Origin of the sequence: Micromonospora sp. DT63 (genome assembly GCF_049841615.1) — a bacterium.
GTDB lineage: Bacteria > Actinomycetota > Actinomycetes > Mycobacteriales > Micromonosporaceae > Micromonospora.
In genome coordinates this window covers 1-25,747 of the sequence record NZ_JBNCKQ010000010.1, presented here as the reverse complement: position 1 = coordinate 25,747, position 25,747 = coordinate 1, and the positions used below count along the sequence as shown (strand labels likewise).

At 72.3% G+C, this 25,747-nt stretch carries 14 protein-coding genes and 3 tRNA genes; 7 read left to right on the top strand and 10 right to left on the bottom strand.

Translation table 11 applies throughout. The features are described 5' to 3' along the window. Nucleotides 1-15: 15 nt before the first annotated feature. Nucleotides 16-654, bottom strand: a complete 639-nt coding sequence (locus ACLQ27_RS28395) for a response regulator (protein WP_234581614.1) — start codon at nucleotides 652-654, stop codon at nucleotides 16-18. Nucleotides 655-887: 233 nt separating this feature from the next. Here ACLQ27_RS28395 and ACLQ27_RS28390 point away from each other — a divergent pair, with 233 nt between their 5' ends. Continuing rightward, on the top strand, nucleotides 888-1,862 hold the full coding sequence (locus ACLQ27_RS28390) for an Acg family FMN-binding oxidoreductase (RefSeq protein WP_357495636.1): 975 nt from the start codon (nucleotides 888-890) through the stop codon (nucleotides 1,860-1,862). Nucleotides 1,863-1,993: 131 nt separating this feature from the next. Here the strand turns inward: ACLQ27_RS28390 and ACLQ27_RS28385 are convergent, their stop codons facing one another. The 7 genes from ACLQ27_RS28385 to ACLQ27_RS28355 all read right to left on the bottom strand — a co-directional run bounded on the left by ACLQ27_RS28385 (nucleotide 1,994) and on the right by ACLQ27_RS28355 (nucleotide 15,376). Further along, entirely contained in the window at nucleotides 1,994-2,254 is a 261-nt protein-coding gene (locus tag ACLQ27_RS28385) for a MafI family immunity protein (protein ID WP_357495638.1), read from the bottom strand. 10 nt (nucleotides 2,255-2,264) lie between these two features. Beyond that, on the bottom strand, nucleotides 2,265-9,149 hold the full coding sequence (locus ACLQ27_RS28380) for a polymorphic toxin-type HINT domain-containing protein (RefSeq protein WP_425869572.1): 6,885 nt from the start codon (nucleotides 9,147-9,149) through the stop codon (nucleotides 2,265-2,267). 94 nt (nucleotides 9,150-9,243) lie between these two features. Next, the gene (locus ACLQ27_RS28375) at nucleotides 9,244-12,978 is read right to left on the bottom strand and encodes a LamG domain-containing protein (RefSeq protein WP_425869571.1); all 3,735 of its coding nucleotides are present in this window, start codon (nucleotides 12,976-12,978) and stop codon (nucleotides 9,244-9,246) included. Nucleotides 12,979-13,165: 187 nt separating this feature from the next. Beyond that, nucleotides 13,166-14,176, bottom strand: coding sequence for an NAD-dependent epimerase/dehydratase family protein (locus ACLQ27_RS28370; RefSeq protein WP_425869569.1), 1,011 nt, complete (start codon nucleotides 14,174-14,176; stop codon nucleotides 13,166-13,168). Nucleotides 14,177-14,396: 220 nt separating this feature from the next. Beyond that, nucleotides 14,397-15,047 carry a TOPRIM nucleotidyl transferase/hydrolase domain-containing protein gene (locus ACLQ27_RS28365; protein ID WP_425869567.1) on the bottom strand — a complete coding sequence of 217 codons (651 nt, stop codon included), beginning with the start codon at nucleotides 15,045-15,047 and terminating at the stop codon, nucleotides 14,397-14,399. A 133-nt stretch (nucleotides 15,048-15,180) separates the two neighbouring features. After that, nucleotides 15,181-15,255 (bottom strand) — tRNA-Val (locus ACLQ27_RS28360). Between the two features lie 48 nt (nucleotides 15,256-15,303). After that, nucleotides 15,304-15,376: transfer RNA gene (locus tag ACLQ27_RS28355), tRNA-Gly, on the bottom strand. Nucleotides 15,377-15,524: 148 nt separating this feature from the next. Here ACLQ27_RS28355 and ACLQ27_RS28350 point away from each other — a divergent pair. Continuing rightward, entirely contained in the window at nucleotides 15,525-15,797 is a 273-nt protein-coding gene (locus ACLQ27_RS28350) for a DUF6458 family protein (protein ID WP_234581604.1), read from the top strand. A gap of 126 nt (nucleotides 15,798-15,923) precedes the next feature. Here ACLQ27_RS28350 and ACLQ27_RS28345 read toward each other — a convergent pair whose 3' ends face one another. Next, complete coding sequence (locus tag ACLQ27_RS28345) at nucleotides 15,924-16,739, bottom strand: isocitrate lyase/PEP mutase family protein (RefSeq protein WP_425869565.1); 816 nt, start codon at nucleotides 16,737-16,739, stop codon at nucleotides 15,924-15,926. 71 nt (nucleotides 16,740-16,810) lie between these two features. Here ACLQ27_RS28345 and ACLQ27_RS28340 point away from each other — a divergent pair, with 71 nt between their 5' ends. The 5 genes from ACLQ27_RS28340 to ACLQ27_RS28320 all read left to right on the top strand — a co-directional run bounded on the left by ACLQ27_RS28340 (nucleotide 16,811) and on the right by ACLQ27_RS28320 (nucleotide 25,601). Beyond that, a complete protein-coding gene (locus ACLQ27_RS28340; protein ID WP_425869563.1) occupies nucleotides 16,811-17,791 on the top strand; it encodes a DUF5937 family protein in 981 nt (326 codons plus the stop codon). 209 nt (nucleotides 17,792-18,000) lie between these two features. After that, nucleotides 18,001-18,933 (top strand): ABC transporter ATP-binding protein, encoded by a 933-nt coding sequence (locus tag ACLQ27_RS28335; protein WP_425869561.1) that lies wholly within the window; start codon nucleotides 18,001-18,003, stop codon nucleotides 18,931-18,933. Further along, entirely contained in the window at nucleotides 18,930-19,652 is a 723-nt protein-coding gene (locus ACLQ27_RS28330; RefSeq protein ID WP_357495654.1) for an ABC transporter ATP-binding protein, read from the top strand. The genes ACLQ27_RS28335 and ACLQ27_RS28330 overlap by 4 nt, the downstream gene beginning before the upstream one ends. A gap of 7 nt (nucleotides 19,653-19,659) precedes the next feature. Then, entirely contained in the window at nucleotides 19,660-22,845 is a 3,186-nt protein-coding gene (locus tag ACLQ27_RS28325; RefSeq protein WP_425869558.1) for an FtsX-like permease family protein, read from the top strand. Beyond that, nucleotides 22,842-25,601 (top strand): FtsX-like permease family protein, encoded by a 2,760-nt coding sequence (locus ACLQ27_RS28320; RefSeq protein WP_425869556.1) that lies wholly within the window; start codon nucleotides 22,842-22,844, stop codon nucleotides 25,599-25,601. The genes ACLQ27_RS28325 and ACLQ27_RS28320 overlap by 4 nt, the downstream gene beginning before the upstream one ends. Nucleotides 25,602-25,669: 68 nt before the next feature. On the opposite strand, the gene ACLQ27_RS28315 is transcribed toward ACLQ27_RS28320, so the two are convergent. Continuing rightward, nucleotides 25,670-25,744 (bottom strand) — tRNA-Val (locus ACLQ27_RS28315). Between the last annotated feature and the right edge of the window lie 3 nt (nucleotides 25,745-25,747).

The window sequence follows — 25,747 nt, the reverse complement described above, 5'->3', positions numbered from 1 at the left end:
CCGGCGCGGGCCGGGTCAGGGCGTCTTACCCAGCAGCCGGGTGGCCAGGACGGCGGCCTGGGTGCGGCGCTCCAGGCCGAGCTTGGCCAGCACACTGGAGACGTAGTTCTTCACCGTCTTCTCGGCGAGGAACATCTTTCCCGCGATCTCACGGTTGGTCAGCCCCTCGGCCACGTACTCCAGGATCCGCCGCTCCTGCTCGGTGAGCGACTTCAACTCGCGCGGCTGCTCGACGCCGTTGCGGATGCGCTCCAACACGCGGGTGGTGATCGCCGGGTCGAGCAGGGACTGCCCGGCCGCGACCCGGCGCACCGCGTCGACCAGGTCGGTGCCGCGGATCTGCTTGAGCACGTACCCGGCGGCCCCCGCCATGATCGCGGCGAACAGCGCCTCGTCGTCCTCGTACGAGGTGAGGATCAGGCCCTTGATGGACGAGTCGACGGCCCGGATGTCACGGCACACGTCGATGCCGTTGCCGTCGGGCAGGCGGGCGTCGAGGATCGCCACGTCCGGCCGCAGCGCCGGGATGCGGCGGGACGCCTCCTGCGCGGAGCCGGACTCGCCGACCACCTCGATGTCCCCGCTGCTCTGCAGCAGGTCGGCCAGGCCACGGCGGACGACCTCGTGGTCGTCGAGGAGGAAGACGCGGATCATCCCTCGTTTCTACAGGTGCCGAGCGACGGGTGCACGGGCCGAAGGTCCCGACCCGCCCGGACTCCGGGTGGTCCCGGCCCGGGTGGTCCCAACCCGGGGTGGCCTCGGCCCGGGCGGTCGGGCCCGGTGGATCGGGACGTACGGCCCTGCTCGGCGCCCACCCGGTGGGCGGACCGTGGGGGTGCGCCAGCCGTCGCGGCTCGACGGCCGGCCCACCGGAAGGGAGCACCGCCATGGACATCGGCTACACCACAGCCCACCTGCGGGCCGCCGCCGCGGACGCGGTCCGGGCGCCGTCACTGCACAACACGCAGCCGTGGCGGTTCCGGCTGCGCGACGGCGGCATCGAGGTGCTGGCCGACCCGACCCGCCGGCTGCCGGCGACCGATCCGAGCGGTTGGGGCGTACGGGTCGCGTGCGGCGCCGCCCTGTTCAACCTGCGGATCGCGCTGGCCGTGGCCGGCGTTCCCGCCCAGGTGCGGCTGCGCCCGGACCCGTCCGAGCCGGATCTGCTGGCCCGGCTGGTGCCGGACATCCCGCGCCGGCCCACACCCGCCGAGCAGAGCCTGCACGTGGCCATCCCCCGCCGGTACAGCAACCGGCTGCCGTTCTGGCCGGACCCGGTGCCGTCCGACGCGCGGTGGCGGCTCGGCGACGCGGCCCGCGCCGAGGGGTGCTGGCTGGAGCTGCTGGTCGGCGTGAGCGCGGTGAACGCGTTCGGCGAGATCGCCCGCAGCGCGCACCGGGTGCTGGAGCGCGACCCGGCGTACCGCGCCGAGCGGGAGCTGTGGCTGCGGCATGAGCCCGCGCCGGACGGCGTACCCACCTCGGCGGGCGGCCCGCAGCACGAGCCGCAGGACGTGCTGCCGGCGCGCGGCTTCGGTGGGCGCGACCGCGCGCCGGGGCGCGACTTCGAACCCGAACCGCTGGTGGGGGTGCTCGGCTCGGTCGGCAACACCGCCATCGACCAGGTGGTCGCCGGGCAGGCCCTGCAACGGGTGCTGCTCACCGCCACCGACTCCGGGTTGAGCGTGTCGATGCTGTCCCAGCCGATCGAGGTGCCGACCGCGCGGGAGCAGCTACGGGTGTCGCTGGGGCGGTTCGGCACGCCGCAGATGGTGCTGCGCATCGGGTACGGCCAGCCGGGCCGACCCACCCCGCGCCGGGGAGTCGACGAGGTGCTGGTCCAGCCCGTCGGCAGCCGGTGAGCCTGCGGTTCAGGCTCGCACCCGACGGTGATCGGTCGGGTGGGCTCGCTGACCACGAGAGCCCACCCGACCTCACCGACCGCTGCTCCGGTCGCCGCACGCCCGCCGGGCGAACAGCCTCCCGAACCCCACTAGTCCGCGATGAGCTCGTCCAGCTTGTTGATCGACTTCAGCGTTCCCAGTTCCTTCGCGGCTGACACGAGACGCTCGTAGTAGGCGGAGGTGATCGGGAGATCATCCTCGTACAGCCACGAGCACATCGTGTCGAAGGCCAATTCCTCCTCGCCCACGCTCATCAGATGACGGACATCGGCGATGACCTCCGTCGACGTCAACGGAGATTCGTCGAGAAGACCCGAGATGAGAGAACGCAGGTATTGGTATCTCTCCATATTGCCCTCATCATCTCGGGAAGGCGGTGAGGACCTTACCGGTAAGTGGTTCGAAACGGACCTCGATCACCACTCCTCGCACCTCCCCGATTATCTCCTGAACGGCGGGATCACCCTTCCTCGTACGGAGGGTCTTCTCAGCGTAATGGGCGGACCCGGTCTTCCAGCTGCGCGTACTCTGCGGGTCGGTGAGCACATCTGCGACGGCGTCCAGGACCTCATCGTCGCTCCACTCCTTGGGGAAGGCAGACTTCCCCGGCAACCCCGGCCACGCATGCCCCTCAAGGATGTGGTCGGCATCATTGCCCAGGAGATCCCGTCCCACGCCGCAGTTGTGCACGAGGACTGGCGTGGCACCGGCCACCACGTAGTACGTGTGGATGTCGGCGACCGTGAGGTCGTGCATCGCCTCCAGTCCGGCGTACGAGCGCACGGCCTGGACCGTGATCGCCGTGCCGCCGAGCGCGCGCAGCGCCTCACCGACCTGGACGTCGGCCGCGTCGATCCAGTCCTTGCGGTCCTCGCTCCAGAACGGGTGGTGCTGGGTGGTCTTGATGACCGTCGCCTCGGCGCCGTCGGCCTTGACCGTCAGATCCGTCAGGTCCGCGTCCTCGTTGCGGTGTGTCCTGGTGACCTCGCGAGCCTCGGTCCTCCCGGTCTCCGGGTCGGTGGCGAGGACCAGGTCACCCTCGCGCAACTCCTCGATGGCCTTGTAGCCGCCGTTGGCCAGCACCACCTTCGTCCCCGGCGCGAAACTGTGCCGTTTCGTCAGGCAGCTCTCGGCCGCCTTGAGGACGTCGTCGGCCCACTTCGTCTCCTGGGTCCACTTCAACAGCGCCCTGCCGGCCTTGGTGATCGTCTTGGCCATCGGTTTGGCCTTGCGCAGGAACTGGAGGGCCTTACCCACGGGCAGCATGCCGGCGAGGGTGAAGGCACAGGCCATCAGATCGCCGTGGATGCAGTCCAGGATGTCGTTGATGCCGAAGAAGTCGAGCAGCAGCTCACCGCCGGCCTGGATGATGATCGAGATGGCGTTCTGCTTCTTGACCTCCTTGGCCCGCTTGATCTCCTCGTCGGTGGGGCCACCGTTCTTGCCGCCGCCCTTGCCGCCCTTGCTGCCGCCGCCGTTGCCGCCACCGGCCTCGTGCGCGGCGCGGGCTTCGGCCCAGTCGTCGTCGCCGCAGCTACCACCGCAACCGTCGTTGTCGCCCTTGACCTCGACGTAGTTGCCGTACATGTCCTCGTAGTCGGCGCCCGGACCGCAGGCGTCGTCGGAGCAGGCCCGCAGGCCGCTCGGGTCGGAGAACGTGATCGGGTTGTTGTTGCTGTAGGCGTACGCGTTCCACTGCTGCGGGTCGGCGAGGTCCTGCACCGGGTCGACGGAGATGAACCGTCCGATACCGGCGTCGTACTGGCGGGCTCCGACGTTGGTCAGACCCGTCGGATCCTTGTCGCCTCCGACGAAGCCCTTGCTGTTCGTCCACTGCGGCTGGGTGCCGCGCGGGTCACCGTACGGTGTCTGCCGGCGGACGGTGACCGCCTGGGACGCCGCGTTGACGCCGGTCTGCTGGGTGCCCTGATGGTCCGAGTAGAGCCAGGTCAGGGCGCTCGGCGTACGGTTGGCGACCATCCTGCCGGCGAAGCTGTAGTAGCGGGTGCCGGTGACGACGGAGTTGTTGTCGCGCCGGATCTCCTGGCCCGGCAGGTAGAGCGTGCTTCCGGTGGCGTCGCGACGGATCAGACGCGCGCCCTCGGCGTCGTAGATGTTGGTCTCGACGGTCTGCCCGCCGGCGCTCACCGAGGCGAGCTTGCCCTCGGTGTTCCACTTCAGCGTCTGCGAGTTGGTCCCGTTGGCGCAGTTGTTCGCCGTGGCGGCCGCCGGCCGGCAGGTCATGTTGCCGACGTTGTCGTAGGCGTACTGGGTGGTGACTGCGGCCTGACCGGGCGCCTCGGTGAGAACCGAGGTGACCGAGTGCGGCCGTACGGCGTTCTTGCCGCTCGCCGGCGACGTGTAGGTACGGGTGGTGTCCCCCGCCGCCGTGTGCACCTTCTCCGTGCTGCGGTTGCCGACCGCGTCGACGGTCCACTCGTGCCAGTAGGGCGCCGGTCCACCCAGGTTGGCCGTGCTCGGAGCCGTCTTGCAGTCGACACCCGCCTTGGGCGTCCACGCGTTCGTCATCCGGCGCAGGTCGTCGTAGCGGAAGCACTGGGTGTCCGCGGCGCCGACCTGCGGGGTGTCCTTGATCCAGAGGATGTTGCCGGCGGCATCGTGTTCGTAGTCGGTGTCGACCACCGTGCCGGCGGCGGTCTCCGGCGTGACCGTCACCCGGTCGACGCGCCGGGTCGTGAGGTCGTAGTAGGTGTTGTCCTCGACGTACACGCCGCCGTCGGTCTTGCGGGTGGTGAGCGTCGGCTCGCCGTACTGGGTGTACTGCTGGCCGATCACGTACCGACCCACGTTGATCAGGTTCGTGGTCAGCTCGGTGGGCAGGCCGGTCGTCGAGTCGTACGTGGTCTGCACCTTCTCGGTGGTCAGACCACCGCCGGCCGGATAGGTGACAGCCGTCGGACTGCCGTCGTAGGGCGAGTACTCGTAGCCGTAGGTCCAGGTACCGGCGAGACTCGCCACCTCGTTGGTCGGGATGACGTAGTTGGTGCCGGTGGGCTGGTAGCGGTCACTGAAGCCGCGCACCTGCCACTTGTAGGCGTTCGAGGACCCGGCCGACTCGTAACGGATGGTCTCGGTGAGCTGCCCGCGAACCACCTGACCGGTGTAGAGCTTGTCGTACTTCCACTCGGCCAGCTTGTTGGCGGCGCTCACGCTGCCGGCGTAGAGACCCTTGCGCCGCCCCGACGAGTCGTACTCGTTGACGAGCACACCGTTGGCGTCGGTGACCGTCTCCACCTGGTCGTACTGGGTGAAGGTGGTCGTGGTGACGCCCTTGTCCGGGTCCTTCGCGCTCGTCTGGCGACCCTTGACGTCGTACGTGTTGACCCACTCGTTCCCGGCGGTGTCCTTGACGAGGGTGAGCTGACCCTTGCGGTTGTAGGCGTAGGTCGTGACGTGGTCCGGCGTGACCTGCGTCCGGTCGGTCTGCTGCCGCAGCTCCACCGTGCGGCCCTGCACATCGGTAGTGGTGGTGGTGACGGTGCCACCCGTCGGCGGGGTCACCTTCGTGGCGTCGCCGAGGTACTCGGTCCTGGTCCGCCACTTCTCGACCAGGTTGGTGACACCGTCGGTGCCGAAGAACATCTGGTCGGTGGGGCGAGAGGCGTTGTCGTAGAGCGCCTTGGACAACGCCGGCACCGACCACTCCGGCTCCCACCAGAGCGCGCCGTCGGGCGTGCCCGGCTCGGCGTGGGCCTGGTAGGAGGTCACGGCCCGGCCGGTCGCGTCGTAGAGGGTGTCGGTGACGACCCGGCCGCCGCCCACCCCGGCGGCCTGCGTCTGGCGGGGCCGCAGGAAGGCGTCCTTGATCTCGTACGACGTCAGGTACCCGCCGCCGGCGTTGAGAACCCGGCTCTTCGTGTACGGGTAGGCGTCCCGGTTGGGCGCGTAGTAGTACGTGTACTCGACCGACGGGCTGTTCGGGTGATCCGCCTGCGGCCAGCCGACCTTCCAGCCCTTGGCGAGCCGACCCATCGGGTCGTACACCAGGTCGGCCTGCTTGCCGTTGTAGTCCCTGGTGCGGATGGGCTGACCCCAGTAGGGGCGTACCTCGATGGTGTTCTCCCAGTCGACGGTGCCGCCGTTCGGGTCCGGCGTCCGGGTGGTCACGCTCGTGACGGGTCCACCGGTCGCGGGGGTGTACACCGTCTTCACCGTGCGGCCACGGGCATCGGTGGCGGTCGCCGGACGCCCGTAGGCGTCGAAGGTGGCCTGGCTGATGGTCTGCCAGACGGTGCCGCCGGCGGCGGACCAGTCCCCCAGCCGGTCGATCCGGGTGACCTCACCCCGGGTCGGCGCGGCGTCGACGCTCGTCGCGCCGTCGTAGAACTTCCGCTCGTCCGCGACGATGTCGTCCTGGCTGGTCGGCGCGGTGGCACACGGCAGGGCCTTGACGGTGATCTGCTTGACCGTCTCGAGCAGGTTCGCGCCGGTGTTGCGGTTGTAGAGGTAGGTCGTGCACGTCTCGTCACCGGTCTTGCCGACGTCGCCATCGGACTGGACCGACTTCGTGCTGCCGTAGTCGTCGTCGAAGTCCGTCACCGTACGTCCGGTCCGCCAGCCGGATGCCCCGTTGACTCCCAACGCCACCGCCTCGTAGGTGACCCGGGTGTTCGTGTAGTGGGCGGAGACCACGTCCTTGTTGATGGTGCGGGTCGCGAGCGCCTTCGATCGCCAGGGCACGTTGACCGTCTTGCTGACCGGCTTGTTCTCGACGCCGTTGTAGACGACCTGCTCACGGACCATCCCGGCGAACTGGTCCTCGTCGTACACGGTCTCGCTGCCGAGCGAGGCGCCGACGGTGACGCTACGGGTGCCGCCGGACGGCGCCGCCCGGTCACCGTGCATGCCGCGCAGGAACGTCGTACGCGTCAGCGTCTGGGCCGGCGCGTCACCCTTTCGGACCTCCACCTGACCGAAGCCGCGGAACTGGTTCCAGGTCTTGCGCTTCGGCTGCACCAGCCCGTTGTCATCGGCGTAGTGCCAGGCGGGAGCGCCCAGATAGGTGTAGTAGGTGTTCTGCACCGGCTGGCCGTGGTCGGTGCCGCCGGCCATCACCTTGATGTCGGACTCGGACACCTGCGTGACGACGTACTTGTGCCAGTACTCGGTGAGCTCCGTGCCGGGCAGGTACGGGTCGGGGCCGACCACCGGGTAGCAGAGGCGCGTGTTGGACGACGGGGACGACGGAAGGCTGTTGCTCTTGCAGTCGGCCTGGCTGTACGTGACCTGGATCTGCCCTCCGGTCTCGGTGAAGATGTTGCCGATGCGCATCCGGTTGTTGCTGGTGTTGTTCTTGGTCAACACCCGGTTCGGCATCGACACCGGCTCAAAGGTCACCGGTGGTATGACGACGGTGCCCCCGACCAGGCCCCTGTGCACCAGCGAGGTCAGCCACATGCCCGCGTGATCGCTGCCGTCACCGACCGGCGGGTAGGAGTGCGTAAGCGTCCACGAGTCCACCGGCTGCCAGTCCGGCGTGGTCTTCGTGGTGTCCCAGACGCGCGTGGTGACCGTCGAGAGCCGCTTGGTCGTCCAGAACGTCGGACCGTAGTTCTCCTTGCAGTCCGCCGCGGCCGACGTGCACTCCTGGTCCCAGGGGACGTCCTTCCAGTTGCCCCGGTTCGAGCAGTCGGTCACGCAGCGGTCCGCGACGTCGAGGACGACCTGGGCCAGGGGCTTGACCGAGCGGTCGGTGGAACTGCGGTCCCAGGTGCCGTAGTCGATCCGCCGCAGCGATCCGCCGCGGACGTAGGACGCCTTGTTGGTGGAGGTGGCGAGCTTGGCGTAGTAGTTGGATTCCTTCTCGTACCAGTACGACAGGGTGTTGCCGCGCGGGTCGACGACGTAGTCGAGGTTCCACCGCCAGGTCTGATTGCAGAACGACGAGGCGAACGAGGAGCCGTTGCACGGTTCGTTCGCGTGGTTGCCGGCGACCGGGACGGTCCAGGCGGACTCGGTGGTGGCGCTCTGGCCGGGCAGCGTGTTGCGGCCGAAGAAGTACTGCGTGCCGTCGGGCGTGGTCGCCTTCCAGTACTCACCGTCGTCGTCACCGTTGGCGGTGCCGGTCAACTTCTCGATCTTCGTGCCGTCCTCGTTGCGGCTGTGCCAGCCCTTGCCGGCCTCGAAGATCAGTTCGCCACCCCGACCGTTCAGCGACATCGTCGCGTTGTCGGAGCGCCAACACTGGTCCCCGGTGCGGTTGGAGCTGTTGTTGCCGCCGCTCATGTCGTCGGCGCACGGCACGTAGCTGCGCTCGATGTAGCCGGACCAGAGGCTGAAGCCCTCACCGACCCACGACGGCTGGCTGTTCGACGCGTCGGACTGGCCGTCGACCGCGTCCGAGCTGTAGGAGAGGCCGAGGCTCGGTGCCGGGCCGCCGATGCCCGGCGGCATCCGCATGGGGTACGACCAGGAGAAGCCGCCGGTCGACGTGCCCGCCGACCAGGTGGCGCTGGCCGCCATCGGGGTCGCGGAGAAGTCACCCTCCGGACCCGAGCTGCCCGCGGCGAGCGCGACGAGCGTCCCGGCCTGCCCGGCGGTCCGCGCCGCCGCGCTGTCGGCGGCCACCGGCACGTCGGCGGTCACCGAGGCGCCGTCGTTCGTGGAGATCAGGGGCTTGGCCGCGCACTCGGCCCGCTGCGGGTCGCGCAGTGCGCACTCCGGGACCTGCCACAGCCGCAGCCGGGATGCCCAGTCGCCACCGAAGGCGTCCCGAAAACCGCGGTAGTCCACCGAGACGGTGGCCGCGCCGGGCTGAGCGGGTGTCGTTGACCGGGCGGCGGCCTGACCGGCGTCGCCGATCCGCAACATCAGTCCGTCGCGCCACCGGGCCGGCACGGCCGCGCGGTCCAGCAGTTGAACGGAGACCGCCGAGGTCCGGGCGCCTGCGGGGCCGGTCGCCCGCTGGACCGACACCGGCAGGGCACCAGCGGGCACCGCCGAGGACGAGGAGCGGCGCTGACCTGCCGCGCCGTCCGTCGGAAGGGTCACCGTCGCACTGCCCGGGCCGGGCCACACGGGCGCGGCAGGCTTGGCGTTCGGTACGGCCTTCGTCGTCCGGGCACGACCGACCGCCGGGCCGCCGTCCTTGTCGAGCTTCTCTCGTTGGCCGGCCCCGGGCTTGGGGCCGCCCGGCGCGGCCTGCGCCGGAACCGACGCTCCCATGATCACCAAGGCGGTGCTGAGCAGTCCGGCCAGGAGGGCCTTGCCGACGTTATGCGGCATATGCAGAGTTTGACGACGAGTTTTTGGGTAGGGGGTCACCATGCCTCCACGGACGAGGTCGACGTGCGGGGTTGGGTCAGGGGCCGGAGTGCGGTCAGTCCTCGGGTGCTTCCACCGACGCCGGCGACTCCGCGTCGAAGAGCGTCTTGACCGCCACGTCGGTAAGCGCGCCCTGGTAGAGGCCGAGCTTGTCGATGTCGCCCCGCCAGAGGTCGGACCACCGCGGCGTACTTCCCGACGGAGTGAAACGGGCGGCACCGACAACGAGCGGACCGGTCGCGTCGAAAGCACCGGTGAAGGTGCCGGTGCTGAAACTCTTGATGCCCTCCTGCTTCCCGTTGACATACAGCCGGATCTCGCGTCGGGACGCGTCATAGACAGCGACCAGATGCGTCCACCGAGCCCAGTCGTCCTCCGTCAGGGCCCTCGACGCCATCGGAACCGCCGCGGTCTGACCCGTGGTGACATCGGAGTCGACGCCGAAGACGCTGACACACCACCGGTACTCGGTGGTGGTGCCGACCGCGATGGCGCGCTGGCCGAGGTAGAACGCCGACTGCTTGGTGCCGGCCTGACTGACGGCGGTCATGGTGCCCAGTGCCTGCGCGTCGGGTCGCACCCAGACGGACACCGAGAAGGACTGGTCCGTCCGCAGCACCCGGCCGTCCTGCCAGATTGGGTTCTGCGGCTCGGCGAGATTGTCCTGCGAGCGCCCGTACTCCACGGTCTCCTGGGCTGGGTCGTCGATGCCCTGCCGGTCCAGCGAGAGGAACTTGTCATCGGAGAGGGAGCCGAAGTCGGCGCCGGCAGTCAGGGCCAGCCTGCGGCCGAACTGGCCGTCCTCCGGCGCGCTGCACAGGGTGGGGTCCGTCGACTCCACGTAACACGCCATGCCGTTGCCGAAGCCCCAGTCACCCACCTTGATCGCCGACAGCATTCCCGGCTCGTCGAAGCCCCCGGAATCCGGATCTTCGGCGAGCTGACCGGTGAAGTCGTGGTCGACCAGGACACGGTCGTACACCTGCACGTCGGCCAGGTTGCCCTTCAGCCAGTTCACCGGGGCACCCGAGGCCCAGCCCCGCCCGAGGCTGAACGGGCCGCCGGCGCTCCACGCGGTCGCGGTCCGATCCGTCTCGGCGGTGAGTGTGCCGTTGACGTAGAGCCGGATCTTCCCGGCGGTCTTGTCGTAGACACCGGCGAGGTGCGTCCACCGTCCGACGTCAGCAGTTGTCAGGGCGGAGCTGACCGCTGCACGGGTGGAACTGGTCTGCAGGTCGCTGTCCTTCATCATGAACGACCAGCGCGGCGTCGCCGGGGAACCCTCCAGCCGGGTGCCCAGCTGGAGCCCGACGGTGCTGGTGCCGGCCTGGGCGGCGACCGCCATGTCCGCCGTGGTGGGAAGCGCCCCGAGGCGCACCCAACCCGCGACGCTGAACGACTTCGTGGTGTCCACCACCGGTCCGGAGGTGGCCAGGTTGGACGAGGTGCCGTTGAACGAGGCGGTCTCGCCACGGATCAGCCGCAGGTCACCGGTCCAGGAGACGCTGCCCGAGGACAGCGGGGTCCTGCCGGAGGGCGGCGACTGCTGCCGGTCATCGAGCGCCTCCGACGCCGTGACACCGGGGTAGGTCTCCAGACCCCAGCGGGCCGCCGCGGGCGCCGGCCGAAGCGCGGTGAACTCCCGCGAACCGTGGCCGACATTGCCGGCGCCGTCGGTCGCCGACACGAAGAGAGTGTTCAATCCGTACTTGGGCACCACGAGCGACACCGTCGCCTGCTTCACGTTGACAGTGGGGTTCGGCGGATCCGTCCACGTGCCGCTGCTCGCCGCGATCTCGGTGACGGGCGGGTCGACCCAGCCGTACCGGAATTTCGTCACAGTGGTGTCGGTGGACCTGATCACGAAGGTCGCCGTGCTGCCCGGCATCGCTGTCCCGGAGGTCAGCGTCGCGGTCACCGGCGGGACCTTGGTGTCCGCCATGAACTTGCACCAGTCCGACCAGACGCTGGTCCGGCTGTACGGGGCAGGGTCGGTGGCCTTGGCGCGGAACGCGTACGTCACACCTTCGCTGGCGGTCACGGCGGCAGTCGTCGATCGGCCTCCGGCGGGGACGGATGCCCCGGCGGGAGCCGACCGGCGCGGGGTCGACGCATCGATCACGCCGTTGCTGGGCACCTGGACCCACTCGTACCCGGTCGACAGCGCCTGGGTGCTGTCGGCGTCCGGGAAGATCGCGGAGAACGTCGGCTTCAGGGTGCCGATGACGAGCGTCGTGTTGACCGGGCAGGCGACACCGGCGGCCTGCAGATTGGTCGGCTTGCCCGGGATGGCGTCGAAGTCGACCACCAGCTTGGCGTTGCCGGGGAAGAACTTCTTCCACCGGTCGGTGGTGGACTCGCCCGACCCGTCAGTGGCGCTGCACGCGCAGAAGCCGAAGGTGATGTTGGTGGCGTTGCTCGTCGCGGAGGACTGGATCACGCTGGTCACCGCGGACCCCTGGAAGTTGACGGTCATGTCCGGCTGCGGCGAGTCGGAGCATCCCGAGCCCTCGTTGGCGTGTGAGCTGACCGAGGACTTCAGGCCGATCAGCTTCGGCGCCCAGTTGGTACGCGGGGTCGAGGCGATGCCGCCCGAGTGGTACATGTAGGTCGGCGTGTTGCCGCACGACCAGGAGTGGTCCAGCTTCATCTGCACGTACGCGGACTCGATGTGCTTGCCCCGCACGCTGGTCAACGGGAAGTCGAAGTAGGACCGGTACAGCTTGCCGGACTCCGGGTCACGACCGACCCGGGCCACCGAGGTGTCCGTGTTGTTGCTGTTGTTGTTCGTCGAGTACGCCCACCGCGACTTGCCGGTGGACCAGGCCGGGTCGATGTAGACCGGGAAGGTGGCGCCGGCCGGCGCCAGCAGCGCGGCGTCCGGGCGCAGGACCAGGTCACCGCCGTCGACGCCGACGTTGACGGCCGCGACGCGCGCTCCGTCACCCGGCGCCGCCGACGACGAGAGGTCGGACGACGACCCACCCGCGGACGTGGCGTCCCCGGCCGAGGCCGTCGCCGATCGCTGGCCCGACGGCGCGACACCGGCGCGGGAGTCCCACATGACGGCGCTGTCGGCGGCGGCGAGAACCTCATCGCCGGCGAGGGCCGACAGACGACCGTCCCGACCCCGCACCACCCGGGCGTCGCCGCCCAGGTCGAAGCGGAGTTCCCGCAGACGCGGGTTCGCCGCCGCCTCCGGAGTCTTGACCACGAGGACGTGGGTGAACCCGGTCCGGGTGGCCCGCAGCACCAGGTCCGTGCCGGGCAGCACGTCCGCGTAGGTGGCCGAGTCACCGGACACCGAGGGACGGGGTAGACCACCCGGCCAGGACAGGGAGAACGACCGGCCGTTGCGGGACAGGACCACCGCGGCGGCATCACCACCGTCGGAGAACCGCACGTCCGCTACCGACGCCGTCGGCCGCCAGCCGTCCGCACCCCGACGGAGCGCGAGGTCGACGACCGCCCACGAGCCGTCGGGGCGCTTGACCTGCTGCGGCACGACCGCCAGTTCTGCCGTGAAGCCCCCGGACGGGTTGGCGAACACCTGCGTCAGTTCGGTGCGCGCCGACGCGACCTCCACCCGCTCACCGGAGCGGCGGGCGGCGGCGGAGGCCGAGACGGAGTCGGCCGCCTCGGAGATGCCTGTCGACGGCTTCGGCGCCGCGGCCGGTGCGGCCTGCGCGGGCACCGCGACGGATGTGCCGACAAGCGCGACCGCGCTTGCGACGACGAGTAGGGAGCGTCTCTTGAGGTGGGCAGGCAGCAGCCAGCGGCCAGTGGTCATCACGTTTCCCCCGTGCTGATGAGAACTAGTCGGCCGAACTGTAGGACTGGCTAAGAGGTTTGTCTATGTCCGCTACCGCCCGTGATAACAAATGGGGTACTAGCCCGCAATGATCACTGCGGCCGCACCCGCCGTCACCGGACAATGGCCGTCGATCGCTTCACATAAATGAGCCGGCGACCGCCGGTCAGCTCGCCGCCGGCTCGGTGGCGGCGAGCAGCGCGGCCTCCCGGGCCGGGTCCAGGCCGACCGAACCGCGGCCGGGCCTGCCGGCGCGCGGCGGGACCGTGCCCACCTCCCGCAGCCACCGCCACGTGTCCGCCACCGTCTCGGCCACCGGCCGGCAGGTCAACCCCGCCGCGTGGGCCCGGCTGGTGTCCCGCTCCAGCAGCCAGCGGTACGGATGCCCGAGCGGCAACCAGATCGGCAGCTCGTTCCACGGCTCCACCCCGGCGGCGAGGATGGACTCGGGGTCGGTCCAGCGCAGCCGGGCGCCGGAACCGGTGACGGCCACGCACTCGTCGAGCAGCTCACCCATTGTGGAGTGCCCGGGAAGGCTGACCGCGTTGAACGTCCCGCCCCGCCGTCGGGCGCCCTGGTCCAGCATCCAGCCGGCCAGGTCGCGCACATCGATGCACTGGATCGGCAGCTCGGCCGGGCCGGGGGCGAGCACGTCGCCGCCCCGCGCCATGCGGCTCAGCCACCAGGGCAGCCGGCCGATGTCCTCCCCCGGCCCGAGGATCAACCCGGCCCGGGCGATCAGCGCGCGGTCACCGAAGACCTCCCGCACCGCCCGCTCCGCCCCCGCCTTGAGGTGCTGGTAGTCGCCGTCGACAGCGTCCGGGTCGGCGTCGGCCACCGGCGCGGTCTCGTCCGAGCCGGGCACCACCGGGTCGGCGTACACCGAGCCGCTGGACACGTAGGTGTAGTGCCCGACGGAGTCGACCAGGGCACGGGCAGCGTCGCGCGCGGCGCGCGGAGCGCCGTCCCAGGTGTCGACCACCAGATCCCACTCGCCGTCCGCGAGCGCCGCCAGCCCGTCCGGCGCGCTCCGGTCACCCCGCAATCGGTGTACGCCCGGCGGGACCGCCCCGTGCATCCCCCGGTTGAACACCGTCACCGACCAGCCCCGGCGCACAGCCTCGGCGACAGTCGCCCCGCCCACGAAACCCGTACCGCCCAACACCAGCAATCTCATGTGCTCCACCCTGCCGGGTGGCTGCGTCGCGTGGCGTTCCTGTTCACCGCGAGCGGATCTGCCCTCGGCAGAACCCCGCCCCGACGTCCAGGCGCGGCCGGATCGGGCCGGCACCCGAGCTCGGGCCGGTCAACCGGGCTCGGGCCGGCTACCGGGCTCGGGCCGGCTACCGGGCTCGGGCCGGCTACCGGGCTCGGGCCGGCTACCGGGCTCGGGCCGGTCAACCGGCGAGCAGCAGGTCCAGCGGGCGGGGCACGGCGCCCGGGTCGAGAGCGCGCACGAGCGCCCCCGCGTAGCGGGCCTTGCGGCCACTCATCGTCCCGAGGAAGCGCCTCAGTTGCCGCTCGACCGAGCGCCCACGCTGGGCGGGCTGGTTCTGGAACACCCGCAACCGGGCCAGGTCGCCCTGCTCGGCGATGACCCGCTCGACGCCGTCGCTGCCGAGCGCGCGGATCAGCTCGTCCTCCAGGTCTGTCACGCACACACCGAAGCCGAGCGCCTCCATCGCCGACCGGCTCAGGCCGGCACCGAAACCCGCCTGCTCCAGGCCACGCCGGAAGAAGCCCTCCTCGGCCTCGTCACACAGCCCCCGCACGGTCACGGCGAGGCCCTGCGCGCCGAAGAGCCGCAGGTACCGACCGACGCTCATCGCGCCTCCGAGCGGCACCACGCACACCCCCTCGGCGGCCAGATCGCGGTGCCGTCGTTCGGCCAGCGCCTCCACCGCGCGCTGGTCGCTGACCCCCTCGACGAGCACGACGGTACGCAGGCCGGCCGCCGACTCCCGGGCCGTGTCGGCGGCGGTCGCGGCGTCCGGACCGCCGGCCGCCCAGACGCGTACGGCGGCGCGGAAGCGGTCTGACTCAGGCACGGGACCGAGTCTCGCAACGACCCACCGGCGTCACAACCGGATTGTCGCGGTCTGCCGGGCATCGGGGTCCTGGTGGTGTCACCACGGCAACAACGGCTCGTCATCGAGGATGCGATGACGAGCCGTTGTTTACTGGTGGGCGATACTGGGTTTGAACCAGTGACCTCTTCCGTGTCAAGGAAGCGCGCTCCCACTGCGCCAATCGCCCGTGGTTTCCGCCCGACCCGGGAACGCAAGCCCGTCGAGGCGAATCGCGAGCGGACGACGGGATTCGAACCCGCGACCCTCACCTTGGCAAGGTGATGCGCTACCAGCTGCGCTACGTCCGCACGTCCCCGACGAACGTCGGCGACGCGGCAAACTCTACCCGATGCCAAGATCGGCGGACGCACGACCCTGGGCGGCGACGATTGCGCTGGTCGCCGCCGGGGTACTGAGGGACCTCGACAGCGCACCACACCCCCTAAGGAGGCTGTCGTGGGTATCGGCACCAGCATCTTCCTGATCGCGCTCGGCGCGATCCTCACCTTCGCGCTCGACGCGAGCGTCGGCGGCATCGACCTCGACGTGGTCGGCTGGATCCTGATGGGCGCCGGCGTGCTCGGCCTGATCATGACCACGCTGATCTGGGGTCGCCGTCGCCAGGCGGTTCCCGTGGCCACCGAGCAGCCGGTGGAGTACCGCCGGGTCGAGGAGCCGGTCGAGTACCGCCGGGTCGAGGAGCGGCGGGACATCGCCCCGCCGCTGTGACACGACACCGGCGACCACTGACGGAATTAGCGGAACATCCGGGCCGGCCACCTCGACAGAGGCGGCCGGCCCGGCGTTGTCCGTGCCCCCCGCGCCACGGGAGACACCTGACGCTGCCCGCCCCGTTCACCGCATGAGGGCGTTGAGCGTGCCGTAGTCGAGGGCGTCCGCCAGCGCGTCGTACGTGCCCGCACCGAGGGCCTCGTCCGCCGCCCGGCGGGCAACCGTGTACGCGGCCTGCGCGATCGACGAGCCGAGGCTCACCCGGGCCACACCGAGCCGGGCCAGGTCCCCCACCGGCGGCGCACCCGGCCCGGAGAGCACGTTCAGCGGCGCCGGCACCGCCCGCACCAGCGCGCCGATGGTCGCCGGGTCGACCACCCCGGGCACGAAGATGCCGTCCGCGCCGGCGGCGAGATAGGCGGTGGCCCGGTCCAGGGTCTCGGCGACGTCCCCGGCGCCACTGAGGAACGTGTCGATCCGGGCGTTGACGAACAGCGGCAGACCCGCGGCGTCGGCCGCGCCGCGCACCGCGCCGATCCGGGCGCACTGGTCGGGCACGTCGCGCAGTGGTGGGCCGCCCTCGCGTCGGGCGTCCTCGATGTTCACGCCGACGACACCGGCGTCGAGCACGGCCCGGGTGGTCACGCCGACCTCCGCCGGTGTCGTCCCGTACCCGGACTCGATGTCCGCGGTGACCGGCAGCGACACCGAGGCGGTGATCCGGCGGACCAGGTCGACGGCCGCGTCGCGGCCGAGGATGTCTCCGTCGGACGCCCCGAGACTCCAGGCGACGCCGGCGCTGGTGGTGGCCACCGCGCGGGCGCCGGCGGCGGCAACGACGCGGGCGCTCGCGGCATCCCAGGCGTTGACCAGGACCAGCGGTGACCCGGGGGTGTGCAGGGATCGGAACAGTTCGGCTCGGGTGTGGTGTTCGCTCACGCGGCAAGTCTCGGCCGGCCCCGCGACCGCCGGTAATGTTTTAGCGCCAGCTGAAACCACCGGGGGGTGCCGTGGTCGCCATCAGCATGTCGGCGGGCGCCGTCGCCCGCATCCGGTTCGCCGTCTCCTGCCTGTGGGAAGTCGTCGCGAGCGTCCGCGTGCTGCGCGACCCCGGAGACCACGCGGTCCACCTGCCCTGGGTACGCCGGGTACGTCGACAGCTGGTCGAGGCGGGTCTGATCGAGGCGGACGGTGGGCTGCTCTGGCAGCTCGTGCCGACCCCGCCCGGCTACCTGGCCGACTTCCTCACCCCTCCGCCGGCCAACCTCAACCCCGATCTGGCCGCCGAACTGACCGCCCTGCGGGCCACCCCGGCCAGCGTCGTCCGCGCCCACCTGGACCTGTATCCGGGCGACCGGACGCCGGCGCTGGCCGCCCTGTACGTCGACCCGCCGGCTGGGCTGCGCCGCCTCAGCGAGGAGATCGAGGCGTACTGGCGGATCGCCCTGGCCCCGCACTGGCCGCGACTGCGGCTGCTGCTCGACGCCGATGTCACCGCACGCGCCCGGCTGCTCGCCGAGGACGGCGCTGCGGTGCTCCTCAACGATCTGCACCGGCAGGTCCGGTGGGAGGGCGACACGCTTGTCGTCGCGCAGCGGCACTGCCTGGCCCCGGACGTCGCGGACGGCCCGGGCCTGGTGCTGGTCCCGTCGGTCTTCGTCTGGCCGTCGGTGCTGAGCGTGTCCGCCGGGGACGCGCCGCAGCTCGCCTACCCCGCCAGTGGGCTGGGCACCCTCTGGGAGCGGCCCACCGGCGTCCCGGACGCGCTGGCCGTGGTGCTCGGCCGCGGGCGGGCCCGGCTGCTCACCGAACTGATCGGGCCGGCGAGCACCACCGAGCTGGCCCGTCGCAGCGGGATGTCACCCGGCGGCGTCTCCCAGCACCTCACCGCGTTGCGCGCGGCCGGTCTGGTGGTGACCCACCGGCGGGGCCGGAGCCTGCTCAGCGCCCGCACCGACCTCGCCGAGGCACTGCTCTCCGCAACGGCATAGCCGACATCGGCGCCCGCTCACCTCGTCACCCATTGCCGAGGCGGTCTACCGCCGCCTCGGTTTCCGGCCGGTGGCCGAGGTCCGGCTGCTGATCTTCTGACCGGGCCGCCCGCTCGCTGACACGTTCCCGGAGCAGATGCTCACCCGGAACGCAGAAAAGCCGCCCCGGGGCATGGTCAACGGAGCCGCGGATTGCGAAACTGCTCGCAATGTCCAGCACACCGCTGTCCCTGCCGCAACCATCCGCGCGTACGCCCGAGTTCGGCCGGGACGCGCTCATCGTCTGCGAGAACCTGGTGCGGATCTACCAGACCGGTTCGATCGAGGTGCAGGCGCTACAGGGCCTGGACCTGGCCGTGCAGAGTGGTGAGCTGGTCGCCGTCGTCGGCGCCTCCGGGTCGGGCAAGTCGACGCTGCTCTCCATCCTGGCCGGCATCGACGCCCCCACCGCCGGGCGCGTCCGGGTCGAGAAGTGGAACCTGCTGGCGATGTCCCGCGCGGACCGGGTGAACTACCGCCGGCACACCGTCGGGTTCGTACGGCAGCAGACGGCGAGCAACCTGATCCCCTACCTGACGGCACGGGAGATGGTGGACCTGCCGATGACGGCGGCCCGGACCGCGAAGAAGGAGCGCCGGGAGCGCGCGGCCGAACTGCTGGACAGCCTCGGAGTCGCCGACTGCGCGGACCGGCGCCCCGGGCAACTCTCCGGAGGGCAGCAGATGCGGGTGGCGATAGCTGTGGCGCTGGCCAACCAGCCGCGGGTCCTGCTCGCCGACGAACCGACCGGCGAACTGGACGCCGCCACGTCAGCGGAGGTCTTCGGCGTGCTGCGGGACGTCAACAGGCGCTACGGCGTCACAGTTGTCGTGGTGACCCACGACCCGGAGGTCAGCGGCCAGGTCGAACGGACCATCGCGATCCGGGACGGGCGCACCAGCAGCGAGGTGCTGCGTCGCACCACCACCGACGCGGAGGGCGACACCCACGTGATCGCCGAGGAGTACGCCGTGATGGACCGGGCCGGGCGGGTCCAGGTGCCCCGCGAGTTCCGCCAGGCGCTGGCGCTGACCCGACGGGTCCGGCTGGCCCTGGAACCCGACCACATCACGATCCGTCCCGACGCGGGAAGCAGCGAATGAGCGGCGAGCCGCTGCTGCGCGTGCGCGACGTACACCGACGCTTCCGCACCGGCCCGACGGTCGTCCACGCCCTGCGCGGGGTGTCGTTCGACGTGGCCGCCGGTTCCATGGTGGCGCTCGTCGGCCGGTCCGGCTCGGGCAAGACCACACTGCTCAACGTCATCGGCGGCCTGGACCGCCCGGACGCCGGCTCCGTGCACGTCGACGGCGCCGACATCAGCGCGCTCGACGAGGACGGCCTGTCCCGGCTGCGGCGCGAGAAGGTGTCGTACGTCTTTCAGAGCTTCGGACTGATCCCGGTGCTGTCGGCCGCGGAGAACGTCGCCGCCCCCCTGCGGCTGGCCCGCGCCGCCCCGGCCGAGCGCGAGCGGCGGGTGGAGTTGCTGCTGGATCTGGTCGGCCTGGCCGATCACGCCCGGCAGCGGCCGACCGAGCTGTCCGGCGGCCAGCAGCAGCGGGTAGCGATCGCCCGCGCGTTGGCCGCCTCGCCCCGGCTGCTGCTCGCCGACGAGCCCACCGGGCAACTGGATGCCGAGACAGGTCTGTCGGTGATGGCCCTGCTGCGCGGGATAGCGGAATCCGAAGGCGTCACAGTGCTGGTGTCGACGCACGACGCGGTGATGATGGCGTTGGCCGACCGAGTGATCCGCATCCACGACGGACACCTCGACGAACAGGCGACCGGGCAGCCGTACGCGCCCGTGCCGGACGCCAGGTAACGCGACGATGCTGAGGCTGGTCAGCCGGCGTGCCCGCGCGCAGTGGCAGTTGCTGGCGGCCCTCCTCGGGGTCGTCACGATCGGCGCGACACTGCTGGGCACCTGCACCCTGCTGGTCACCCACACCGCCGAGCGGGCGCTGGAGGTCGCCGTGGCCCGCGCCGCCCCCTCCGCCGTCGACGTGACCGTCTACACCGGAGCCGTGGAGGGTCGGGACACGCGGTCCGTCGCCGCCGACACCCGTACCGTGGTGACCTCCGCGCTCGCACCGTTCCCGGTGACGACCACCGCGCGGGCGTCGACGGTGCTGCGGGCGCTGCCGCCCGCGCTCGCCCCGGGCACCACGGTCCCGCCCCAGGCGTACCTGTCGGGGCTGGACGACCTGCCGGCCCGAGCCGAGCTGATCACCGGGCACTGGCCACAGCACCCCGGCGACGCGGTGCTGCTGGAATCCACAGCCGGGCTCCTGCACCTCACCCCCGGCAGCCGGGTGCGCCTCGGCGCCGAGCTGGCCCACCCGCCCGTCCCGGCCATCGACGTGACAGTCGTCGGCGTCGTACGCCCGCTGCCCGGTCGCGGCTGGGACCGCGACCCGCTCGCCGCGGCCGGCTCCGCCACCGGCTACCGGGACGGCCGCTTCCTGCAACCCGTCAACGCCTACGGGCCGTTCCTCGTCGACCTCGCCGACCTGCTCACCACCGGGGCCACCGTCGACCGGATGGAAATCACCGCCCATCCGGACCTGTCCCACCCCCACCGTCGCGACCTCGAAACCATGGCCGGGGCCGTCCGCAGCGCCGACCGCCGGCTGGCCGGCACCCTCGGCGACCGGGTCACGCTCGCCCGTGTCTCCTCCGACCTGGCGCTGACCCTGGGGAACGCCGACGACCAACGGCGCGCGACAGCCGCCGTCGTGCTCGCCATCGCCGTCCTCGGCGGGGTCCTGGCCGCGACGGCACTCGTCCTCGCCGGCCGGCTCACCGCGGGCATCCGCGCGGACGAGACAGCCCTGCGGTCAGCCCTGGGCGCCAGCCGTGGCCAACTCGCGGCCACCGCGACACTGGAGGCAGGGCTCGTCGCCGCCGTCGCCACGGCGCTCGCCATACCTGCCTCGTCGGCCCTGCACGCCGGCCTGACCCACCTCTCGCCGCTGGACGATGCCGGGCTGACCGTCCGGCCGGCCATCACCGGCGCGCAGGTCCTCGCGGTGGCCGGCGGCGCGCTGGTGCTCACCGCCGTGCTCACCGTCCTGGCGATCCGGCCCGTGCCGGCACCCGGCGACCGGCGTACCCGCCGCGAACTGCTGGCCCGATCCGGCGCCGACCTGATGCTCGCGGTGTTCGCCGTCGCCGGATGGTGGCAGCTGCACGCGCAGCCCACCGTCGCCAGTCCACGCGCCGACGCGGTCCGGATGCTCGCGCCGGCGCTGCTGCTCACCGCCGGCGCCGCCCTGGCGCTGCGGGTGGTACTGCCCGCCCTGCGCGGCGCCGACCGGCTGGCGTACCGCGCCCGTGGGTTGGCCCTCCCGCTGGCGGTGTCCGAGAGCGCCCGCCGGCCCCAGGCGGTCGCCGCCGGGCTGCTCGTCGGGCTGGCCTGCGCGGCCGGAACGTTCGGCCTCGCCTTCGACGCCACCTGCCACCAGTCGCAGCGCGACCAGGCCGCGCTCTCCGTCGGCACCGACCTGGCACTCACCCTCGGTACGACGCCGGTGCCCGGAGACGGCGCGGTCGTCAGCGCGGCCACCGCCGGGGCGGTGAGTCCGGTCCTCAACCGTGGCACCGCCGTCGGCCAGTGGCTCGGCACCGCCGGCGACGCGCCACGCCTGGTAGCCGTCGACACCACCCGCGCCGACGCGCTGCTGCGCGGGCCGGTGGACAGCGACCGCGGATGGGCGGACGTCGGTGCCACCCTGGCACCACGTACCCGGGTCACCGGCCTCGCCGTCGCGGCCGGCGCCCCGCTCGTCCTGAGCGGGACGGCGGCCGGCGGCGCCTCGCTCGCCGTGACGCCGCGGCTGCTGCTGCAGGACGCCACCGGACTGCGCACGTCCTGCACCGGTCCTGCCATACCGCTCGACGGCCGGGAGTTTCGGCTCCCCGCCTGCGCGACAGCTGACGGGCTGCGTCTCGTCGCGGTCGCCCTGCCGGTCACCACCGACGTGGGCGACGAACCCGTGGCCATCACCGGACCCGTCGCCATAGCGGTCACGCTCACCGTGCCGCCCGCGGGCTCGCCGGAGCGGCCCACCGACGGGTCGGACTGGACCGCCACCTCCGCGCCGCCGGTTCCGAGCAGGATGCGCGACCTGACCGTCCAACTGTCTCCCGCGCCTACCGGAACCGCGCTGCGGATGGCCGCGACAGTAGACCTCGACAGCGCCGACGACGCCGCCCGGACCCTCGTCGCCACCGCCTTCGCGGACCCCGGGCCGGTGCCCGTCGCCGTGTCCGCCCGCTTCGCCAGCGAGGTGGGTGTCGCCAGCGGCAGCACCCTCAGCGTCACCGTCGGCACCACGCCCGTCCCCATCGTCGTGGCCGAGGTCGTGCCGACCGTGCCCTCCGCCCCCGGTGCCGTCGCCGTCCTTGCCGACCTGGACACGCTGTCCCGCGCACGCGCCGTCACCGGCGACCTGACGTTCCCGGTCGACGCCTGGTGGGTGGGCCACCCCGCCGGTCCCGACGCCGCCGAACGGGCCACAGCCCTGCACCTGGGCACCGTCACGAACCGCGAGGCGGAGACCGCCCGCCTCACCGGCGGCCCGCTGCGCGCCGGGCTGCCCGCCGCGCTGCGGCTCATCGTCCCGGCCGCGGCCCTGCTGCTGCTCGCCGGCGTCGTCCTGCACGTCACCTGCGATCTGCAGGCCCGCGCCGTCGAGGTGGCGCGGCTGCGCGGCCTCGGGATGTCCCGGCGCGGCATCCGGGCCGTGCTGCTCGGCCAGCACGTCGGCGTGCTGCTGCCCCTGCTCGCGGCGGGCGCGGCCGTCGGCGCGCTCGCCACCCGCGTCGTCGCCCCCCTGCTCGTGCGCTCCGACACCGGCGCCGCGCCCATCCCGGCCGCCCAGCCGCAGTGGCCGTGGCCTGCCGAGACCGCGCTGCTCGCCGTACTGCTCGCCGGATGCCTGCTGGCAGTCGCCGTCGTGGTCACCGTCCAGGTCCGCCGGGCCGACGCCGCGCACCTGCGGGTGGCGCCGTGAACCGCTGGCTGACCCGCCGGTGGCCGGCGCCGCACTGGCCCAGCGTCCGCGGCCGTGGCCGGACCGACGCCGGACCGCTGCTGCTCACCGCCGCCGTCATCGCTGCCGTCGCGCTGCTCGCCGGGGCCGTGCCGGGGCTGCTCCGCGCCGCCGCCGACAAGGCCGTCCAGGACGCGGTCCGCCGCTCCGGCCAGGACTCGAACGTCCTCGTAGGCGCCGACTGGGAACGCGACGACGGCCCGACCGGCGGGCGGGTCCGAACCGCCCACCTCGCCGATGACATCGACAATTTCCGGGACCGGGCGACCTCCGCGCTCGGGCCCGACCTGGACGCCGTGCTGCTTTCGCCCATCGCCGTCGCCAGCGGCCCGATCCTCACCGTCACCGAGGGCAACGCGCCACGTACCTTCCAGTTCACCTACCTGGCAGGCGATGGCGGCGGCCCGGACGTGACCTGGATCGCCGGCAGCGCGCCCGGGCCCACGGTCACCGACGAATACGTCGTGACCCCCTACCAGGGACCGCCCTGGCCGGTGCAGGTCGGCCTCTCCGAGGCGGACGCCACAGAACTCCACCTCGGCCCCGGCGATCGGATTCCGGTCAAGGACGGCCACGGTCGCAAGAAGGACGTCCGGATCAGCGGAATCTACCGACCCGCGGACAGCGCCGACCCCGCCTGGCGACTCGCCCCGGCGCTCCTGCACCCGGTGCCCGGCGCCGACGGCGTGGGGATCACCCGGATCGCCGGCCTGCTGTCACGCGAGTCGGTGCCGGACGCCCGGCTCGCCGTCGGCGAGAACGAACTGCGGCGCACCGTCCACTTCGCACCCGTCCCCGATGCGCTCACCTGGGACACCACAGCGACGCTCGCCAGCCAGGTGGTCAAGCTCAAGGCAGCGTCCGGCTCGTCGGCCGCCCGTGACGAGTCCCTGAAATGGGAGTCGCGGCTCGACGTCACCCTGCGCGAGGTCCGCGGACGGATCAGCGCCGTGTCCGCGCAGGCGGCCGTCCTGCTCATCGGGGTGCTGACCGCCACGGTACTGGTCCTGCTGCTCGCCGCCGACCTGCTGGTCCGCCGCCGCACCCCGGCGCTGAGCGCCGCCCGGCAGCGTGGGGCGGCGCTACCCGACCTCGGTGCGGAACTGACGATCGAGTCCACTGTGGTGTCCCTCGCGGCCGCCGCCGTCGGGCTCGCGCTCGCCCGCGCGGCGGCTCCGGGCGTCTCCTGGGCCTGGGCCGTTCCCGCTGTCCTGGCCGGTGCCGTCGCCGGGCCGGCGTTCGGCATCCTCGCCGCCGCGCGCGCCAGCCGCGACAGGCGTCAACCCGCCAACGCGGCCGCTCGGCGCTGGATCCGGGCGACCGGCCAGCTGCGCCGCGCCGCCGTGGAGGCGGCCGTCCTGATCGCCGCGGTCGCCGCGTTCGTCACCCTGCACCAGGGCGGGCTCCTGCCCGTCGCCTCCGACGGCGACACCGGCGAGCTGACCGGCGACACCATCCTGCCGATCAGCGCCCCCGCGCTGGGCGTGCTGGTCGGTGCGCTGGTCCTGATCCGGCTGCTGCCCCTCGGGGCACGGTTCGCGCTTCGACAGGCCCTGCGCTCGCGCCGCCCGCTGGCCGTGTTCGGTGCCGCCCGGGCCGCCGCGACCGCCGGGCGCGCGCTACCGCTGCTGGTTCTGGTGAGCGCCACGGCGCTCGCGTCGTTCGCGTTCATCCTCGGCACCACGGTCAGCCGGGGCCTGGCCGACGGCGCGTGGAGCAGCGTCGGCGCCGACGCCCGCCTCGACGTCGGCGCCGAGGCCGGGGCCGGGGCCGCCACGCCTGCGGTCGCCGAGCGCATCGCCGCCGCACCGGGCGTCGGGCAGGTGGTCGTCGCGCAGGTGACCGACTCGGCGCGCGTCTTCAGCGAGTCGACGCTGTTCACCCCACGCCTGGTCATCGTGGACACCGCGGCGTTCCAGCGCCTGCTGGCCACCACCCCGCTGCCCGACGCGCCGGACCTGGCCCGGCTCCGGACACCCGGCCCCGGGGACGTCCCGGCGCTGGTCCGGTCGAGCGACGGTGAGCTGCGGGCCGGTACGCGGTTGCAGCTCCCCCGGGACGATGCCCCGGCGATCCGTCTCACCGCCGTCGGCACCGCGCCCTCCGTCGGTGGCGCCGGTGACGTCGTCATCGTGGACGCCGCGGCCCTCGCGAGCGCCGGGCTGCCCGCCGTCCCGAACACCGTCTGGGTGACCGGCCCCGGCGCGGCGCGGGCCGTGTCGAACAGCGGCGTCGCCGCCGACGTCGTACTGCGCGCGGACGTCCTGCGGGCGCAGCGGGTGGCGCCGCTGACCGCAGGGCTCCTCCGGCTGGCGTGGACGGCCGCCGCGATGCTGCTGGCGCTGGGGCTGCTCGGCCTCACGCTCGCCGCCGCCGCGGGCGCGGCGGAGCGGTGGCAGACCCTGACCCGGCTGCGGACCCTCGGCCTGCGGCACCGCGACGCCCGCTGGGTCGCCGCCGGAGAGGTGCTACCGCCGGTAGTGGTCGCCGCGGTGTGCGGCCCGCTGCTCGGGGCCCTGCTCGCACGCCTGACGCTCGGCCCGCTCGACCTGCGGCTGCTCACCGGCCAGGCCGCCGATCCGGGGGCGGTCCTGCCGTGGTGGCTGCTCGCTCTGGTGAGCGTGGCGCTGCTCGTGGCCGCCGCGACGGTCGTACCTGTCGAGTCGGCGCTGCGGCGACGCGACCGGCTGAGCGAGGTGCTCCGCGCGGGCGAGTAGGACGGCCCAGTACGACTGAGGCCCGCTACCGGTTGTCCGGTAGCGGGCCTCAGTCGTACGTCCACAGCTGGTGGGCGATACTGGGTTTGAACCAGTGACCTCTTCCGTGTCAAGGAAGCGCGCTCCCACTGCGCCAATCGCCCGTG

What these genes read in the sequence shown, in the direction of transcription:
- ACLQ27_RS28395 (WP_234581614.1), bottom strand. Translation starts at nt 654, where the DNA reads ATGATCCGCGTCTTCCTCCTCGACGACCACGAGGTCGTCCGCCGTGGC.
- ACLQ27_RS28390 (WP_357495636.1), top strand. Translation starts at nt 888, where the DNA reads ATGGACATCGGCTACACCACAGCCCACCTGCGGGCCGCCGCCGCGGAC.
- ACLQ27_RS28385 (WP_357495638.1), bottom strand. Translation starts at nt 2,254, where the DNA reads ATGGAGAGATACCAATACCTGCGTTCTCTCATCTCGGGTCTTCTCGAC.
- ACLQ27_RS28380 (WP_425869572.1), bottom strand. Translation starts at nt 9,149, where the DNA reads ATGCCGCATAACGTCGGCAAGGCCCTCCTGGCCGGACTGCTCAGCACC.
- ACLQ27_RS28375 (WP_425869571.1), bottom strand. Translation starts at nt 12,978, where the DNA reads ATGACCACTGGCCGCTGGCTGCTGCCTGCCCACCTCAAGAGACGCTCC.
- ACLQ27_RS28370 (WP_425869569.1), bottom strand. Translation starts at nt 14,176, where the DNA reads ATGAGATTGCTGGTGTTGGGCGGTACGGGTTTCGTGGGCGGGGCGACT.
- ACLQ27_RS28335 (WP_425869561.1), top strand. Translation starts at nt 18,001, where the DNA reads ATGTCCAGCACACCGCTGTCCCTGCCGCAACCATCCGCGCGTACGCCC.
- ACLQ27_RS28330 (WP_357495654.1), top strand. Translation starts at nt 18,930, where the DNA reads ATGAGCGGCGAGCCGCTGCTGCGCGTGCGCGACGTACACCGACGCTTC.
- ACLQ27_RS28325 (WP_425869558.1), top strand. Translation starts at nt 19,660, where the DNA reads ATGCTGAGGCTGGTCAGCCGGCGTGCCCGCGCGCAGTGGCAGTTGCTG.